This is a genomic window from Sphingopyxis sp. BE259, from assembly GCF_031457495.1.
GTDB lineage: Bacteria > Pseudomonadota > Alphaproteobacteria > Sphingomonadales > Sphingomonadaceae > Sphingopyxis.
Window position 1 is genome coordinate 3,335,940 of the sequence record NZ_JAVDWM010000001.1, and the last position, 15,311, is coordinate 3,351,250.

Consider the following 15,311-nt stretch of genomic DNA (forward strand, 5'->3'; position numbering starts at 1 on the left):
AAACTGCTGGTCCCCCTTGCGCACCTGCGAGACCACAAGGCCGGGGATTTTGTATAAGTCGCAGGTGCGGGGTTAGCATGAAATTTGCGTTATCGGGCCGGCCGCTCCTCGCCATGACGATGAGCGCTGCGGTGCTTGCGGGGTGCGTCAGCAGCGCGGCGATCGTGCCGCCGCCGCGCTCGCAGGCGGCGGTGCCCAAGCCCGCAGGTTCGGTGACTGTGCCGATCGGCCAGCCGGTGCGATCGGCGATGCCGCGCCCGGTCGGCCCGCTCGACCCTGGTTTTCGGCGCCCTCCCGCCGGGCTGACCGAGCGCATCCATTTTCTGTGGCGCGCCTTTCCGGGCAAGACCGGGATTGCGGTGCAGCGGATCGACGGCGAATGGGCGATTGCCGAACGCGGCGGTGACCTGTTCCCGCAACAGAGCGTGTCGAAACTGTGGGTCAGCCTGACGGCGCTTGATGCGGTCGATCAGGGGCGCATCCGGCTCGATCAGCCGGTCAGGATTGGTCCGGAAGACGTGACCCTGTTCTATCAGCCGCTTGCGGCGCGCGTCCGCGCCCAGGGGTCGGTGACGATGACCGTCCGCCAGCTCATCGAAACGGCGATCACCCAAAGCGACAACACCGCGAACGACAGCCTGCTGCGCACCGTGGGCGGACCGGGCGCGGTGCGCGCCTATCTGGCCAAGAAAGATCTGGGGGCCATCCGCTTCGGGCCCGGTGAACGGCTGCTCCAAAGCGGCATCGCCGGGATGGCCTGGCAGCAAAGCTATTCGGTCGGCCGCAATTTCGAGGCGGCGCGATCGGCGCTTTCGCCGGCAACCCGCCGCGCCGCGATGGACAATTATCTCGCCAGTCCGATGGACGGCGCCAGCCCGACGGCGGTTGCCAGCGCGCTGGCCCGGCTGGCGCGCGGCACCTTGCTGTCGCCCGAATCGACCGAATATCTGCTGGGCGTGATGAGCCGGACAAAAAGCGGCCCGAAGCGGCTGAAGGCCGGCCTGCCGCCGGGCTGGAAATTCCTGCACAAGACCGGGACGGGCCAGAATCTGGGTGGCATGACCGCGGGCTATAACGACATCGGCATTGCCACCGCCCCCGACGGCACGCGCTATGCGATCGTCGTGTTCATGGGCAGCACCACCTCACCCATTCCGGCGCGCATGGCCTTGATGCAGGCGGTATCGAGCGCGGTCGCCGAATTTCATGGAAGATAATCGCTGATGCGGATCGCTATTCTCTCCCTGTCGGCGCTCGCCTTAGCCGCCTGCGCCACTCCCGAAACGCGGCTCCGCACCGGACTGGTCAACGCCGGCCTGTCGCAATCGATCGCGTCGTGCATGGCCGAACGGATGGTTGACCGGCTGTCGCTGCTCCAGCTGCGCCGCCTGGGTTCGCTATCGACCCTGAAGGACAAAAGAATGAGCGACTTGTCGCTCAACCAGTTCCTCCACAAGGTCCGCGCCCTGAAAGACCCCGAGATCTTGACGGTCACGACAAGCTCGGCCGCGCTCTGCGCTTTTCGCTAGGCAAGATTATCTGGGGCGCTGCGGGGTAGCCTTGCCCGCCAACTTGTGCTTAGGCGGCGCCAATTCTCCCCGCCCCAAGACTCGAAAGGCCCGGCAGACCTCATGAACATCCACGAATATCAGGCGAAAGAACTGCTCGCGAAATATGGCGTTGCGGTGCCCAAGGGCATTGCCGCGATGAGTGTCGAAGAAGCTGTCGCCGCGGCGAAGCAGCTCCCCGGGCCGCTTTACGTGGTGAAATCGCAGATTCATGCGGGCGGCCGCGGCAAGGGCAAGTTCAAGGAGCTCGGCCCCGATGCCAAGGGCGGCGTCCGCCTCGCCAAGACGATCGAAGAGGTTGAAGCGCATGCGAAAGACATGCTCGGCAACACGCTGGTGACGATCCAGACCGGTGACGCCGGCAAGCAGGTCAACCGCCTCTACATCACCGACGGCGCCGACATTAAGCAGGAATTCTATCTCGCCTTGCTCGTTGATCGTGGATCGAGCCGCGTCGCGGTCGTCGCTTCGACCGAAGGCGGCATGGACATCGAAACCGTCGCGCACGACACGCCGGAAAAGATCCACACGATTACCATCGATCCCGCCACGGGCCTCCAGCCGCACCACGGCCGCAGCGTTGCCGCGGCGCTTGGGCTGTCGGGCGATCTGGCGAAACAGGCTGCCAAGGTTCTGGCCGGTTTGTACGCCGCATTCCTCGGCACCGATGCCGAACAGATCGAAATCAACCCCCTCGCCGTGTGCGAAGGCAAGGATGGCGACGAACTGCTGGTGCTCGACGCCAAGGTCGCGTTCGACGGCAATGCGATGTTCCGCCACAAGGATCTGGCCGAGCTGCGCGACCTGACCGAAGAAGACCCGGCCGAGGTCGAGGCGTCGGAATATGACCTCGCTTACATCAAGCTCGATGGCAATATCGGCTGCATGGTGAATGGCGCGGGCCTCGCGATGGCGACGATGGACATCATCAAATTGAACGGCGAATTCCCCGCCAACTTCCTCGACGTCGGCGGCGGCGCTTCGAAGGAAAAGGTTACCGCGGCGTTCAAGATCATTCTGAAGGATCCCGCGGTGAAGGGCATCCTCGTCAACATCTTTGGCGGCATCATGAAGTGCGACATCATCGCCGACGGCATCGTCGCGGCGGCGAAGGAAGTGAATCTGTCGGTGCCTTTGGTCGTCCGCCTGGAAGGCACGAATGTGCAGCAGGGTAAGGACATCCTCGCCAATTCCGGGCTGCCGATCGTCGCGGCCAACGATCTGGGCGATGCGGCAAAGAAGATTGTCGCGGAAGTCCGCGCGGCTTGATTTACTTGCCTCTCCCCCTTGGGGGAGAGGCAGCGAGCCCCGGATCAAGTCCGGGGCGCAGCGGTGAGGGCGGCAACGTCCAGGCCCTCACCAAGTCCGACTAGGTCCTGTGGACCAAGTCTCCCTATCCTCTCCCCCACGGGGAGAGGAAGCTAGGTTGACGTTTACGTAAAGCGCAATTATGGCGCAGTGCACAATTTGCTGAGAGGAGCTTTAGGCCCATGAAAATCCTCGTCCCCGTCAAGCGGGTGCTCGATTACAACGTCAAGCCGCGGGTCAAATCCGACGGCACTGGCGTCGATCTGGCGAATGTCAAAATGTCGATGAACCCGTTCGACGAGATCGGGATCGAAGAAGCGATCCGCCTGAAAGAAAAGGGCGTTGCGACCGAGGTCGTGGCGATCAGCGTCGGCCCGGCGAAGGCACAGGAAACGCTGCGCACCGCGCTCGCGATGGGCGCCGACCGTGCGATCCTGGTCCAGACCGACGACGATGTCGAACCGCTGGCGCTCGCGAAAATCTTCAAGGCGATCGCTGACGCCGAAACGCCCGGCCTTGTTATCCTCGGCAAGCAGGCGATCGACGGCGACAACAACCAGACCGGCCAGATGCTCGCCGCGCTCACCGGTTGGGCGCAGGGCACCTTTGCCAGCGCGGTCAATGTCGAGGGCGATCATGTCAACGTGACCCGCGAAGTCGACGGCGGTCTTGAGACGGTGAAGCTCAAGCTTCCCGCGATCGTCACCACCGACCTGCGTCTGAACGAGCCGCGCTATGCCTCGCTGCCGAATATCATGAAGGCGAAGTCGAAGCCGCTCGATACCAAGACCCCGGCTGACTACGGTGTCGACACGGCGCCGCGGGTCAAGACGGTCAAGGTGTCGGAACCGCCCGTCCGCTCGGCGGGTGTCAAGGTCGCCGATGTCGATGAACTGGTTGCCAAGTTGAAGGCGATGGGAGTGCACTCATGAAAACGCTCGTTTGGGTCGAACATGACGGCAAGGCCGTCAAGGACGCCACGCTCGCAGTGGTTACCGCCGCGTCGCAGCTTGGCGAAGTCCATCTGCTCGTCGCGGGTAGCGGCGTCGATGCCGTTGCCAAGGAAGCCGCGCAGATCGCGGGCGTGGGCAAGGTGCATGTCGCCGACAACGCCGCCTTCGATCACAATCTGCCCGAAAATGTCGCGCCGCTCGTCGCCGAGCTGATGGCGAGCCATGATGCGTTCCTCGCGCCTGCGACGACGACCGGCAAGAATATCGCGCCGCGCGTCGCCGCGTTGCTCGACGTGATGCAGATTTCGGAAATCCTGTCGGTCGAAGGTCCGAAGACCTTCACCCGCCCGATTTACGCGGGCAACGCGATCGCAACCGTCGAATCGTCGGACGCCAAGCTCGTCCTCACCGTCCGCGGCACCGCGTTCGACAAGGCGGCCACCTCGGGCGGTTCGGGCACGGTCGAAGCCGTTGGCGGCGGCAGCGACGCGGGTATTGCGACCTTCGTCGGCGCCGAAATCGCCAAGCAGGATCGTCCCGAACTGACCTCCGCCAAGATCATCGTATCGGGCGGCCGCGCGCTGGGTTCGAGCGAGAAATATCAGGAAGTGATCGTCCCGCTCGCCGACAAGCTGAACGCCGCGCTCGGTGCCAGCCGCGCCGCGGTCGATGCAGGCTATGTCCCCAACGACTATCAGGTCGGCCAGACCGGCAAGATCGTCGCCCCGCAGGTCTATTTCGCGATCGGCATCTCGGGCGCGATCCAGCATCTTGCGGGCATGAAGGACAGCAAGACGATCGTCGCGATCAACAAGGACGAGGACGCCCCGATCTTCCAGGTCGCCGACTTCGGCCTCGTCGCCGATCTGTTCAGCGCGGTCCCCGACCTGACCGCCAAGATCTGAACCGTCCAAGCGAAGATGACAGGAAAAGGGCGGCGCTGCGGAGCCGCCCTTTTTCGTTGGCGGGCCTTATTCGGCCTCGGTGCTCAGCCCCAGCTCGGGGATACCGATCGAGCGGCGCCCGCCGAAATCGGAGCGCACGACGATTGCGCCCTGTTTTTCCATATACTCGACCAATCGCCTGATGCGCCCCGGCGAGCGGCTGCCATAGGCGCGCCCCAGCACGTCGTCGTCGGGACAGATGTCGCCATCCATCGCAGCGCGCGCGATTTGCAGAAACGGCGCCAGCATGTCGTCGGGCAATCGCTCGCCGACGCGCAGCGCCTCGGCCCAGCGCGGCTCGGACGGATCGAAGACCCCACCTTTGGCCAGCGCAAAGCGGCGGCGGAACGCGGCGAGATCGAGCGGCACCTTTTTCAACTTCGCCATCCGGCACCGCACCGAAAAATCCTGATAAAGAAAGGCTTCGGGCTGAAAGGCGGTGTCGGGGTCGGTCAGCATCTCTTCGAGCATCGCGATCACCACCGCGTCGCTTTGCTCCGCCTCTTCGACCGCGGCGACGATGTCGAGCACCACCGGGGCGTCGCGGTCCTCATGCAGCCCCTCGACCGCCGCGATGCGTTCGAGCACTTCGCTCGCCGCGATCGGCTCGGGTTCGGGGGCAAGGGTGCGCGGCGCCATCGGCGCCTCCATCTCGGTGAACAGCATCGACCGCATGTCGGCCCCGCCCGCCACTGGCAACGGCATCAGGCTGTGCGTCCCCATCCGCGTGGCGGTCTGCGTCGCGCCGATGCGGATCGACAGCGGACGGCGCGAGATTGCCGGGCCGAGTCCCAGGAAATGCCCACGTTCCAGATCGCGGATCGCCTCCGCCTGCCGCCGCTCCATCCCGAGCAGGTCTGCGGCGCGCGCCATGTCGATGTCCAGGAAGGTGCGCCCCATCAGGAAATTGCTCGCCTCGGCCGCGACATTCTTCGCGAGCTTCGCCAGCCGCTGCGTCGCAATCGCGCCGGCGAGGCCGCGCTTGCGCCCGCGGCACATCAGGTTTGTCATCGCCGACAGGCTGGCGCGGCGGACATTGTCGGACACGTCGCCCGCGACGCTCGGCGCGAACATCTGTGCCTCGTCGACCACCACCAGCGCCGGAAACCAATGCTCGCGCGGCGCATCGAATAATGCGTTCAAAAACGCCGCGGCGCAGGTCATTTGCGCCTCAATATCGAGCGATTCCAGGCTGAGGACGATCGACGCGCGATGTTCGCGGATGCGCGCGCCCATCGCCGCGATCTCGCGCTCGTTATAGTCGCCGCCGTTGATCACGACATGGCTGTAGGCATCGGCGAGCGTGACGAAATCACCCTCGGGATCGATGACGATCTGCTGCACCAGTTCGGCGCTTTCCTCGAGGATGCGGCGCAGCAGGTGCGACTTGCCCGACCCTGAATTGCCCTGGACGAGCAGCCGCGTCGCCAGCAGCTCCTGCACGTCGATGCGCACGTTTTGCCCCGCGGCGTCGGTCCCGATGTCGATGCTGGTCTTCACGGACGCCGCCCTATCGGGCGCCCATCCGAATGACAACCGGGCCAGCTTTCGGATCGCCCGATTTTGCCACGCGACCTTGCAAAGCCGCATGAAACCGCGAAAAGGGCGCCATGGATTTCGACGACCAGCTCCGCCGCTATTTCGGCACCGCCGACCTCGCGGCGATCCACCCCGAGGCGCACGCCGCAGGCACCGAACGCATGCGCGTCGACTTCGGCCTGGAGACCAACCCCGGCCGCCGCTTCGCTTTATGGGCGCTGATGTACATGCTCGGCGTCGCGCCCGATCTCGACGTCGCGTTCAAGGATGAGGGCGAGCGCAACACCGCGCGCGATTTCATGGATATGGTCGACCGGGCTGGCGAGGGTTGATCTGGAGTGTCAGGAAAACGACCGGAAGCGGACGTTCCGCATTTCTTGACTTCGTCATCCCCGCGAAAGCGGGGACCCAGAGCGTGCGTCGGCGGGCCTGTCCCTGGGTTCCCGCTTTCGCGGGAATGACGAGGGTGGGGAATAGCAGCTCCCCACCTCCAAGCGGACGCGGCCTTCAAATAGTCCTTTCCTACATTATCCGGCTATGCCAGCCTTCATCCGGCTCTTTCATTTGGTGAACGAAAGCGGTCGCTGCCCGGCTTACGGGTGCGACCACGGCGGAGCGTGCCAGGCGCGTCCAGCACGCCGCGAGTTCCAAATCGGGAGGCGCACAGGGCTGAACTTTACTGAACTTTGAAAAAGCGGACCTTACCCATCGTCATCCCGGACTTGATCCGGGATCCATGGCCACGCTCGCCTTCTGGACCCCGATCAAGTCCGGGAAGACGAGGCGGATTGCGTGGCCTCCTCCAAATTTCAACGCCGTGTTAACCATACAACAACCCCCGTCATCGTAATTTTACAAAGCCATCCGCTTTTCCCTTGCGGTAGGGCGGCGGCATCGCCACGTTGCATTTCTAAGGGGGCCGCTCTCCCCGGCCTGGTCCCCGCAAGGAGATGAAGACCATGCCGTCCTTTTCGGAGAGCCTCGAAAAGACCCTGCACAATGCGCTGAAAGCCGCGTCGGAGCGCCACCACGAATATGCGACGTTGGAGCATCTGCTCTTCGCGCTGATCGACGACGACCATGCCGCCGAAGTCATGCGCGCCTGCGGCGTCGCGATCGACGACCTGCAATCAGCGGTCGTCCATTATCTCGACACCGAACTCGACAGTTTGAAGGTTGAGGGGCACAGCGACCCGTCGCCGACGAGCGGGTTCCAGCGCGTCGTCCAGCGCGCGATCCTGCACGTCCAGTCGTCGGGCAAGGATGAAGTCACCGGCGCCAACGTCCTCGTCGCGCTGTTCTCCGAACGCGAAAGCTACGCGGTTTACTTCCTGCAGCAGCAGGATTTGACGCGCCTCGATGCGGTCTCCTACCTCAGCCACGGCGTCGGCAAGGGCGGCAAACCCTCGCCGCAGGCCGAGCCCGAGGAGAAGGAAGAAACGAAGGACAAGGACAGCAGCGGCAAGAACAAGAAGGAAACCGCGCTCGACCAGTTCACCGTCAACCTCAACGAGAAAGCCAAGATCGGCAAGGTCGATCCGCTGATCGGCCGCGGCGCCGAGGTCGATCGCACGATCCAGATCCTCTGCCGCCGGTCAAAGAACAACCCACTTTATGTCGGCGATCCCGGCGTCGGCAAGACCGCGATCGCCGAGGGCCTCGCGCGCAAGATTATCGAGGGTGACGTGCCCGAGGTGCTGCTGCCCGCGGTCATCTATTCGCTCGACATGGGCGCGCTGCTCGCCGGCACGCGCTATCGCGGCGATTTCGAGGAGCGGCTGAAACAGGTCGTGACCGAACTCGAAGGCTTGCCACACGCGATATTGTTCATCGACGAGATCCATACCGTCATCGGTGCGGGTGCTACTTCGGGTGGCGCGATGGACGCATCGAACCTGCTCAAGCCCGCGCTGTCCGGCGGCGTTATCCGCTGCATCGGCTCGACGACGTACAAGGAGTTCCGCAACCATTTCGAAAAAGACCGCGCGTTGCTGCGCCGGTTCCAGAAGATCGATGTGGTCGAACCGACGCTGGAAGACACCAAGAAGATTCTCGCCGGGCTGCGCAGCGCGTTCGAGAGCCATCATCAGGTGCGCTATACCCCCGATGCGATCAACGCCGCGGTCGAGCTGTCGGCACGCTACATCAACGACCGCAAATTGCCCGACAAGGCGATCGACGTGATCGACGAGGTTGGCGCGATGCAGATGCTCGTCGCCCCGTCGAAGCGCAAGAAGACGATCACCGCGAAAGAGATCGAGGCGGTGATCGCGACGATGGCGCGCATCCCGCCCAAATCGGTGTCGAGCGACGACAAGGCGACCCTCGCCAGCCTCGAAACCGACCTGAAACGCGTCGTGTTCGGGCAGAACACCGCGATCGAGGTGCTGTCGTCGGCGATCAAGCTCTCCCGTGCGGGCCTGCGCGATCCCGAAAAGCCGATCGGCAACTATCTGTTCAGCGGACCTACGGGGGTCGGCAAGACCGAGGTCGCCAAGCAGCTCGCGTCGATCATGGGCATTCCGCTCCAGCGGTTCGACATGAGCGAATATATGGAGCGCCATTCGGTCAGCCGCCTGATCGGTGCACCGCCGGGCTATGTCGGTTACGATCAGGGTGGCCTGCTCACCGATGCGATCGACCAGAATCCGCATTGCGTGCTGCTGCTCGACGAGATCGAAAAGGCGCATCCCGACCTGTTCAACATCCTGCTCCAGGTCATGGACAACGGCCGCCTGACCGATCACCACGGCAAGACCGTCGATTTCCGCAACGTCATCCTGATCATGACGACCAATGCGGGCGCCAGCGACATGGCGCGCGAGTCGATCGGTTTCGGCCAATCGACACGCGAGGATGTCCAGGAAGAGGCGGTAAAGCGCATGTTCACCCCCGAATTCCGCAATCGCCTCGATGCGATCGTCCCCTTCGGCTATCTGCCGCCCGAGGTTGTCGCGCGCGTCGTCGACAAGTTCATCCTCGAACTCGAGCTGCAATTGGCCGACCGCAACGTCCACATCCAGCTCGACGATGCGGCGCGCGAATGGCTGACCGGCAAGGGTTATGACAAGCTGTACGGCGCGCGCCCGATGGGCCGCCTGATCCAGGAAAAGATCAAACAGCCGCTTGCTGAAGAACTGCTGTTCGGCAAGCTGGTCCATGGCGGCGAGGTCAAGGTGAAGATGAAGACCGGCGACGACGCCCATGTCGGCAATCCGCTCGCCTTCGAAATCGTCTCGGCCCCGCCGAAAGCTGGCAAGGGCAAGCCGAAGGCCGACAAGGCGAAGAAGGCGGCGGAGTAAGCTAACCCGTTCCCCTCCCGCAAGCGGGAGGGGTTTACCGCCCTCGCAATTCGGCGCCATATCGCTTATATCACCCCCATGTACGACTATGTTTCCGTAACCACCGCCGATGCCGGCGCCCCCACCCCGGTCCGCGACGGCACCATCAAGCTGCACGACGAGGCAGGCTTTGCCGGCATGCGCAAGGCGGGGCGGCTGTCGGCCGAAATCCTCGACGCACTCGTCCCCTTCGTCCAGCCGGGGGTGACCACCGCGGCGATCGACGATCTGGTCCGCACGATGATGCTCGACGGCGGCGGCATCCCGGCGACGCTCGGCTATCGCGGCTTCACCCATAGCTGCTGCACCAGCATCAACCATGTCGTCTGTCACGGCATCCCCGACGACAAGCCGGTGCGCGAGGGCGACATCGTCAATATCGACGTGACGACGATCATCGACGGTTGGCACGGCGACACCAGTCGCATGTATCTGGTTGGCGACGTCCCGATCAAGGCAAAGCGGCTGGTCGAGGTCACCTATGAATGCCTGATGCTCGGGATCGAGCAGGCCAAGCCCGGCAACCGCATGGGCGACGTCGCGCATGCGATCCAGACCCACGCCGAGCGCCACCGCTATTCGGTCGTCCGCGATTTCTGCGGGCATGGGCTCGGCCAGATGTTCCACGACGCCCCCGAGGTGGTCCACGCCGGCCGCCCCGGCACCGGTCCCGAACTTCGCCCCGGCATGTTCTTCACCATCGAGCCGATGATCAACACCGGCAAATATGCGGTGAAGATGCTCGCCGACGGCTGGACCGCGGTGACCCGCGACCGCTCGTTGTCGGCGCAGTTCGAACATAGCATCGGGATTACCGAAACCGGCTGCGAGATTTTCACCGCGAGTCCCGAGGGTCTGAACGCGCCGCCCTGGAACTGATCAGGACAATGATTTTTCGTCATCCCGGACTTGATCCGGGATCCATGACGTCCACGCAGTGCTGACCTTCGTGGACCCCGGATCAAGTCCGGGGTGACGATGGTGGGAGTCCGCCGCCCTCCCGCACCCCCACTTTCCCCCTTGCACCCCCCGCCCATCCGGCGCAGTCTTGACGTTAACGTCAAGCATAGGCGTCGAAACGGGAGAGCATGGGATGGCGAAACGGGTCTTTTCGGCCGCGCTGCTGGGCGGCGCGCTACTGGCATTGGCGGCGTGCAACGCATCGAAGAATGACAGCGTCACCACCGGCGGATCGCTCGACGCCGCCGAAAAAGCCAGCGAGACCCTGCTCAAGACCGGCGGCAACGGCGACGACTGGGGCGCCATCGGCTTCAGCTATGACGAACAACGGTTCAGCCCGCTGACCGACATCGACGCGAGCAACGTCGGCCAGTTGGGCATCGCCTGGAGCGCCGACCTGGAGGATGCGCGCGGCCAGGAGGCGACCCCCGTGGTCGTCGACGGCGTGATGTATGTCAGCCACGCCTGGTCAAAGGTCAGCGCGTGGGACGCGGCGACCGGCAAATCCCTATGGAAATTCGATCCCAAGGTTCCGGGCGAGAGCGCGGTCAATGCGTGCTGCGACGTCGTCAACCGCGGCGTCGCGGTGTGGGGCGACAAATTGTTCGTTGGCACGATCGACGGCCGCCTGATTGCCCTCGACCGCAAGACCGGCACGGAAGTCTGGTCGACGCAGACGGTCGACGCGGCGAAACCCTACACGATCACCGGCGCCCCGCGCGTCGTGAAGGACATGGTGCTGATCGGCAACGGTGGCGCCGAGTTCGGGGTGCGCGGCTATGTCACCGCCTATGACGCCGACACCGGCAAGGAGCGTTGGCGCTTCTACACCGCGCCCAATCCGACCAAGGCGAAGGATGGCACCGCGTCGGACGACATCTTTGCCAGCAAAGGCAACGCGACCTGGTCCGACAAGGGCGAGTGGCAGACATCGGGCGGCGGCGGGACGGTGTGGGACGCGATCGTTTACGACAAGGATCTCGACCAGGTTTATCTGGGGGTGGGCAACGGCAACCCATGGAACCACGGCACGCGCTCGAACGGCGAGGGCGACAACTGGTTCCTGTCGTCGATTGTCGCGGTCGACGCGACGACTGGCAAGTATAAGTGGCATTATCAGGAAACCCCGGCCGAGACGTGGGACTATACCGCGACCCAGCCGATCATCCTGGCCGAGCAGGCAGTGAACGGCACCCCGACCAAGGTGCTGTACCATGCACCGAAGAACGGCTTCTTCTTCACCCTCGATCGCAGCAACGGCAAACTGATCGACGCCAAGCCGTTTGTCGACGGGATCAACTGGGCCACCGGTTATAACCTCGCCACCGGGCGCCCGATCGAAAATCCCGAGGCGCGCTTCTACAAGACCGGCAAGCCGTTCATCGCCATCCCCGGCGCGCTCGGCGCGCACAACTGGCACCCGATGAGCTACAACCCCAAGACCGGGCTGGTTTACATCCCGGCACAGCAGATCCCGCAGGGCTATCTGACCGACATGAACGAGCTCGACCGCCGCAAGGTGCTCGGCTTCAACGTCGGCACCTCGCTGACCGGCACCGCGCTGCCCGACGACAAGGCGGCGTTCCGCGCCGCGGTTGCCGCGACCACAGGCCGCCTCGTCGCTTTCGACCCCCGCAGCGGCAAGGTCGCTTGGGCGGTCGATCATCCCGCGGCGTGGAACGGCGGCACGATGACGACCGCGGGCAATCTGGTGTTCCAGGGCACCAGCCTTGGCCGCTTCCGCGCCTATACCGCCGACACCGGCAAGCAGCTGCTCGACCTCGACATGCAATCGGGGATCGTCAGCGCGCCGTCGACCTTCCGTGTCGGCGGGGTGCAATATGTGGCGTTCATGACCAGCAAGGGCGGCGCCTTCCCGCTCGTCGCCGGGGTCGCGGGCGGCGCGACGCGCAAAATCCCTAACATCCCGCGCTTGGTCGTGCTCAAGATCGGCGGCACTGCGAAACTCCCCGCCCCGCCCGCGACGACGACGCTGGCGTGGAACCCGCCGCCGATGACCGCGAGCCTAGCGCAGGTCGCCGCGGGCAAGGCGCAGTTCGGGCGCTATTGCATGGTCTGCCACGGTGACAGCGCGATCGGCAACGGCTTCACCCCCGACCTCCGCGTCTCGGGTACGCTGGCCAACGTCGAGGCGTGGAAGTCCGTGGTGATCGACGGCGCCCTGAAAGATCGCGGCATGGTCAGTTTCGCCAAGGTGCTGACCCCGCAGGATGCCGAGGCGATCCGCGCCTATGTCATCGAACGATCGAACTGGACCAAGGCCAATCTGGCCGACAGCGCGGCGCCGATGGGGCGGTAGCGCCGCCGCCTACAACAGACCTCGTCATTGCGAGCGAAGCGAAGCAATCCAGAGCGGTTTACGCCACACTGGATTGCCCGTCGCTTCGCTCCTCGCAATGACGCGGCAGGAATTGCCACTTTTTTAGGCACCCTGCCGCGCCCGATGCACACCCCTTGGGCAACGCCGCAATTTCCCGTTGCAAATCTTACCGAATGCTTGCGATTCGCCAATTGGCACGGCTCTTGATTGGTGCAAGATGACGGGGCCTCGCAGCGACTCACCGATGTGAACCGGACAGGCAGGCCTGGTCCGGCCGTGGTTGCGAGCGACGAGAAATGCCCAAAGGGGGACGAAAAGCGTGAAGAAGATTGAGGCGATCATCAAGCCGTTCAAGCTCGACGAGGTCAAGGAAGCACTGCACGAAGTCGGCGTCAGCGGCATCACCGTGACCGAAGCCAAGGGTTTTGGGCGTCAGAAAGGCCACACCGAACTGTATCGCGGCGCCGAATATGTCGTCGACTTCCTGCCCAAGGTGAAGCTGGAAGTGATCGTCGAAGACAGCATGGCCGAACGCGTGGTCGAGGCGATCGCCGCGGCGGCGCAGACCGGCCGCATCGGCGACGGCAAGATTTTCGTCATCCCGGTCGAGACCGCGCTCCGCATCCGCACCGGCGAGCGCAACGAGGACGCGCTGTAGACCGGCCTCACCCAATCCGTTCAACAAGCCCCGGCGCGCCGGGATCATTTCGCAAGAAGGAAGCATAGACCATGGCTACGAAGCCCAAGGACATTATCGCCCGGATCAAGGAAAACGACATCGAGTGGGTCGATCTGCGCTTCACCGATCCCAAGGGCAAGTGGCAGCACCTGACCATGGTCGCCTCGGTGCTGGGCGAAGACGAACTCGAAGACGGCCTGATGTTCGACGGCTCGTCGATCGAAGGGTGGAAGGCGATCAACGAATCCGACATGATCCTGATGCCCGACCTTGAGGCGGTGTACGACGATCCGTTCTCGGCCACGCCGATGCTCGTGATCTTCTGCGACATCGTCGAGCCCTCCACCGGCGAAGGCTATGCCCGCGACCCGCGCACCACGGCCAAGCGCGCCGAGGCCTATGTCGCCTCGACCGGCATCGGGGACACCGTCTATGTCGGCCCCGAAGCCGAGTTCTTCATGTTCGACGATGTCCGTTTCGAAACCGGATATAACAAGTCGGGGTTCGAGATCGACGATATCGAGCTGCCGACCAACACCGGTCGCAGCTATGAAGGCGGCAATCTCGCCCACCGCCCGCGCGCCAAAGGCGGCTATTTCCCCGTCGCGCCGGTCGACAGCGCCGTCGATATCCGCGCCGAGATGGTCTCGACGATGCTCGAACTCGGCCTGCCGTGCGACAAGCATCACCACGAAGTCGCTGCCGCGCAGCACGAGCTTGGCCTGACCTTCGGCACCCTGACCGAAACCGCCGACCGCATGCAGATCTACAAATATGTCGTGCACCAGGTCGCGCATGCTTACGGCAAGACCGCGACTTTCATGCCGAAGCCGATCAAGGACGACAACGGCAGCGGTATGCACACCCACATCTCGATCTGGGAAAAGGGCAAGCCGCTGTTCGCCGGTAACGGCTATGCGGGCCTGTCCGATATGTGCCTCTATTTCATCGGCGGCGTCGTCAAGCATGCCAAGGCGCTGAACGCCTTCACCAACCCGACGACGAACAGCTACAAGCGCCTGGTTCCCGGTTTCGAAGCGCCGGTGCTGCTGGCTTACTCCAGCCGCAACCGGTCGGCGTCGTGCCGCATCCCCTATGGCACCGGCGCCAAGGCGAAGCGCGTCGAATTCCGCTTCCCCGACGCAATGGCCAACCCCTATCTCTGCTACTCGGCGCTGCTGATGGCGGGTCTCGACGGCATTCAGAACAAGATCCACCCGGGCGATCCGATGGACAAGAATCTGTATGATCTGCCGCCCGAGGAACTGAGCGAAGTGCCGACCGTCTGCGGTTCGCTGCGCGAAGCGCTCGACAGCCTGGCCGCGGACCACGACTTCCTGCTGAAGGGCGACGTGTTCTCGAAAGACCAGATCGAAGCCTATATCGAGCTCAAGTGGGACGAAGTGTATCGCGTCGAACAGACCCCGAGCCCGGTCGAATTCGACATGTACTACAGCGCCTGATCCATAAGGGTCAGCGACGCCAAGAGGGGGCGTCCGGTTCGGGGGAACCGGGCGCCCTTTTTTGCGCGTGAACACGTCGATGATGGTGGGTTTGGGATGGTTTTCAGACCATCCTCAATTTCCGTTCGTGTCGAGCGAACTCGAGACACGTCGAGTTTGTGCTGGCCTTCGTGTGTCTCGACTTCGCTCGACACGAACGGCTTTTGAAGGACGGC

Annotated in this window: 12 protein-coding genes; 11 read left to right on the forward strand and 1 reads right to left on the reverse strand. The window is 63.9% G+C overall.

Going from position 1 to position 15,311, the window contains the following annotated elements; translation table 11 throughout:
• Window positions 1-113: 113 nt before the first annotated feature.
• The 5 genes from J2X44_RS16065 to J2X44_RS16085 all read left to right on the forward strand — a co-directional run bounded on the left by J2X44_RS16065 (window position 114) and on the right by J2X44_RS16085 (window position 4,734).
• A complete protein-coding gene (locus J2X44_RS16065; RefSeq protein WP_310086248.1) occupies window positions 114-1,217 on the forward strand; it encodes a serine hydrolase in 1,104 nt (367 codons plus the stop codon).
• A gap of 6 nt (window positions 1,218-1,223) precedes the next feature.
• Complete coding sequence (locus J2X44_RS16070; protein WP_310086250.1) at window positions 1,224-1,529, forward strand: hypothetical protein; 306 nt, start codon at window positions 1,224-1,226, stop codon at window positions 1,527-1,529.
• A gap of 102 nt (window positions 1,530-1,631) precedes the next feature.
• Entirely contained in the window at window positions 1,632-2,837 is a 1,206-nt protein-coding gene (gene sucC, locus J2X44_RS16075) for an ADP-forming succinate--CoA ligase subunit beta (protein WP_310086253.1), read from the forward strand.
• A gap of 221 nt (window positions 2,838-3,058) precedes the next feature.
• On the forward strand, window positions 3,059-3,808 hold the full coding sequence (locus J2X44_RS16080) for an electron transfer flavoprotein subunit beta/FixA family protein (RefSeq protein ID WP_293701962.1): 750 nt from the start codon (window positions 3,059-3,061) through the stop codon (window positions 3,806-3,808).
• On the forward strand, window positions 3,805-4,734 hold the full coding sequence (locus J2X44_RS16085; protein ID WP_310086256.1) for an electron transfer flavoprotein subunit alpha/FixB family protein: 930 nt from the start codon (window positions 3,805-3,807) through the stop codon (window positions 4,732-4,734). The genes J2X44_RS16080 and J2X44_RS16085 overlap by 4 nt, the downstream gene beginning before the upstream one ends.
• A 66-nt stretch (window positions 4,735-4,800) precedes the next feature.
• On the opposite strand, the gene J2X44_RS16090 is transcribed toward J2X44_RS16085, so the two are convergent.
• Window positions 4,801-6,273 carry an ATP-binding protein gene (locus J2X44_RS16090; RefSeq protein ID WP_310086259.1) on the reverse strand — a complete coding sequence of 491 codons (1,473 nt, stop codon included), beginning with the start codon at window positions 6,271-6,273 and terminating at the stop codon, window positions 4,801-4,803.
• 110 nt (window positions 6,274-6,383) lie between these two features.
• Here J2X44_RS16090 and J2X44_RS16095 point away from each other — a divergent pair, with 110 nt between their 5' ends.
• From J2X44_RS16095 to glnA, 6 genes are all read left to right on the forward strand, one after another.
• Window positions 6,384-6,644, forward strand: a complete 261-nt coding sequence (locus J2X44_RS16095; RefSeq protein WP_310086262.1) for a hypothetical protein — start codon at window positions 6,384-6,386, stop codon at window positions 6,642-6,644.
• A 627-nt stretch (window positions 6,645-7,271) separates the two neighbouring features.
• Entirely contained in the window at window positions 7,272-9,614 is a 2,343-nt protein-coding gene (gene clpA / locus J2X44_RS16100; protein ID WP_310086265.1) for an ATP-dependent Clp protease ATP-binding subunit ClpA, read from the forward strand.
• A gap of 78 nt (window positions 9,615-9,692) precedes the next feature.
• On the forward strand, window positions 9,693-10,532 hold the full coding sequence (gene map, locus J2X44_RS16105; protein WP_310086267.1) for a type I methionyl aminopeptidase: 840 nt from the start codon (window positions 9,693-9,695) through the stop codon (window positions 10,530-10,532).
• Window positions 10,533-10,746: 214 nt separating this feature from the next.
• Window positions 10,747-12,933 (forward strand): PQQ-dependent dehydrogenase, methanol/ethanol family, encoded by a 2,187-nt coding sequence (locus J2X44_RS16110; RefSeq protein ID WP_310086270.1) that lies wholly within the window; start codon window positions 10,747-10,749, stop codon window positions 12,931-12,933.
• A 340-nt stretch (window positions 12,934-13,273) separates the two neighbouring features.
• Window positions 13,274-13,612, forward strand: coding sequence for a P-II family nitrogen regulator (locus tag J2X44_RS16115; protein ID WP_037518110.1), 339 nt, complete (start codon window positions 13,274-13,276; stop codon window positions 13,610-13,612).
• A gap of 71 nt (window positions 13,613-13,683) precedes the next feature.
• Complete coding sequence (gene glnA, locus J2X44_RS16120) at window positions 13,684-15,096, forward strand: type I glutamate--ammonia ligase (RefSeq protein ID WP_310086300.1); 1,413 nt, start codon at window positions 13,684-13,686, stop codon at window positions 15,094-15,096.
• The last annotated feature ends 215 nt before the right edge of the window (window positions 15,097-15,311 follow it).

What these genes read in the sequence shown, in the direction of transcription:
- J2X44_RS16070 (WP_310086250.1), top strand. Translation starts at nt 1,224, where the DNA reads ATGCGGATCGCTATTCTCTCCCTGTCGGCGCTCGCCTTAGCCGCCTGC.
- sucC (WP_310086253.1), top strand. Translation starts at nt 1,632, where the DNA reads ATGAACATCCACGAATATCAGGCGAAAGAACTGCTCGCGAAATATGGC.
- J2X44_RS16095 (WP_310086262.1), top strand. Translation starts at nt 6,384, where the DNA reads ATGGATTTCGACGACCAGCTCCGCCGCTATTTCGGCACCGCCGACCTC.
- J2X44_RS16065 (WP_310086248.1), top strand. Translation starts at nt 114, where the DNA reads ATGACGATGAGCGCTGCGGTGCTTGCGGGGTGCGTCAGCAGCGCGGCG.
- glnA (WP_310086300.1), top strand. Translation starts at nt 13,684, where the DNA reads ATGGCTACGAAGCCCAAGGACATTATCGCCCGGATCAAGGAAAACGAC.
- J2X44_RS16080 (WP_293701962.1), top strand. Translation starts at nt 3,059, where the DNA reads ATGAAAATCCTCGTCCCCGTCAAGCGGGTGCTCGATTACAACGTCAAG.
- J2X44_RS16085 (WP_310086256.1), top strand. Translation starts at nt 3,805, where the DNA reads ATGAAAACGCTCGTTTGGGTCGAACATGACGGCAAGGCCGTCAAGGAC.
- map (WP_310086267.1), top strand. Translation starts at nt 9,693, where the DNA reads ATGTACGACTATGTTTCCGTAACCACCGCCGATGCCGGCGCCCCCACC.
- clpA (WP_310086265.1), top strand. Translation starts at nt 7,272, where the DNA reads ATGCCGTCCTTTTCGGAGAGCCTCGAAAAGACCCTGCACAATGCGCTG.
- J2X44_RS16110 (WP_310086270.1), top strand. Translation starts at nt 10,747, where the DNA reads ATGGCGAAACGGGTCTTTTCGGCCGCGCTGCTGGGCGGCGCGCTACTG.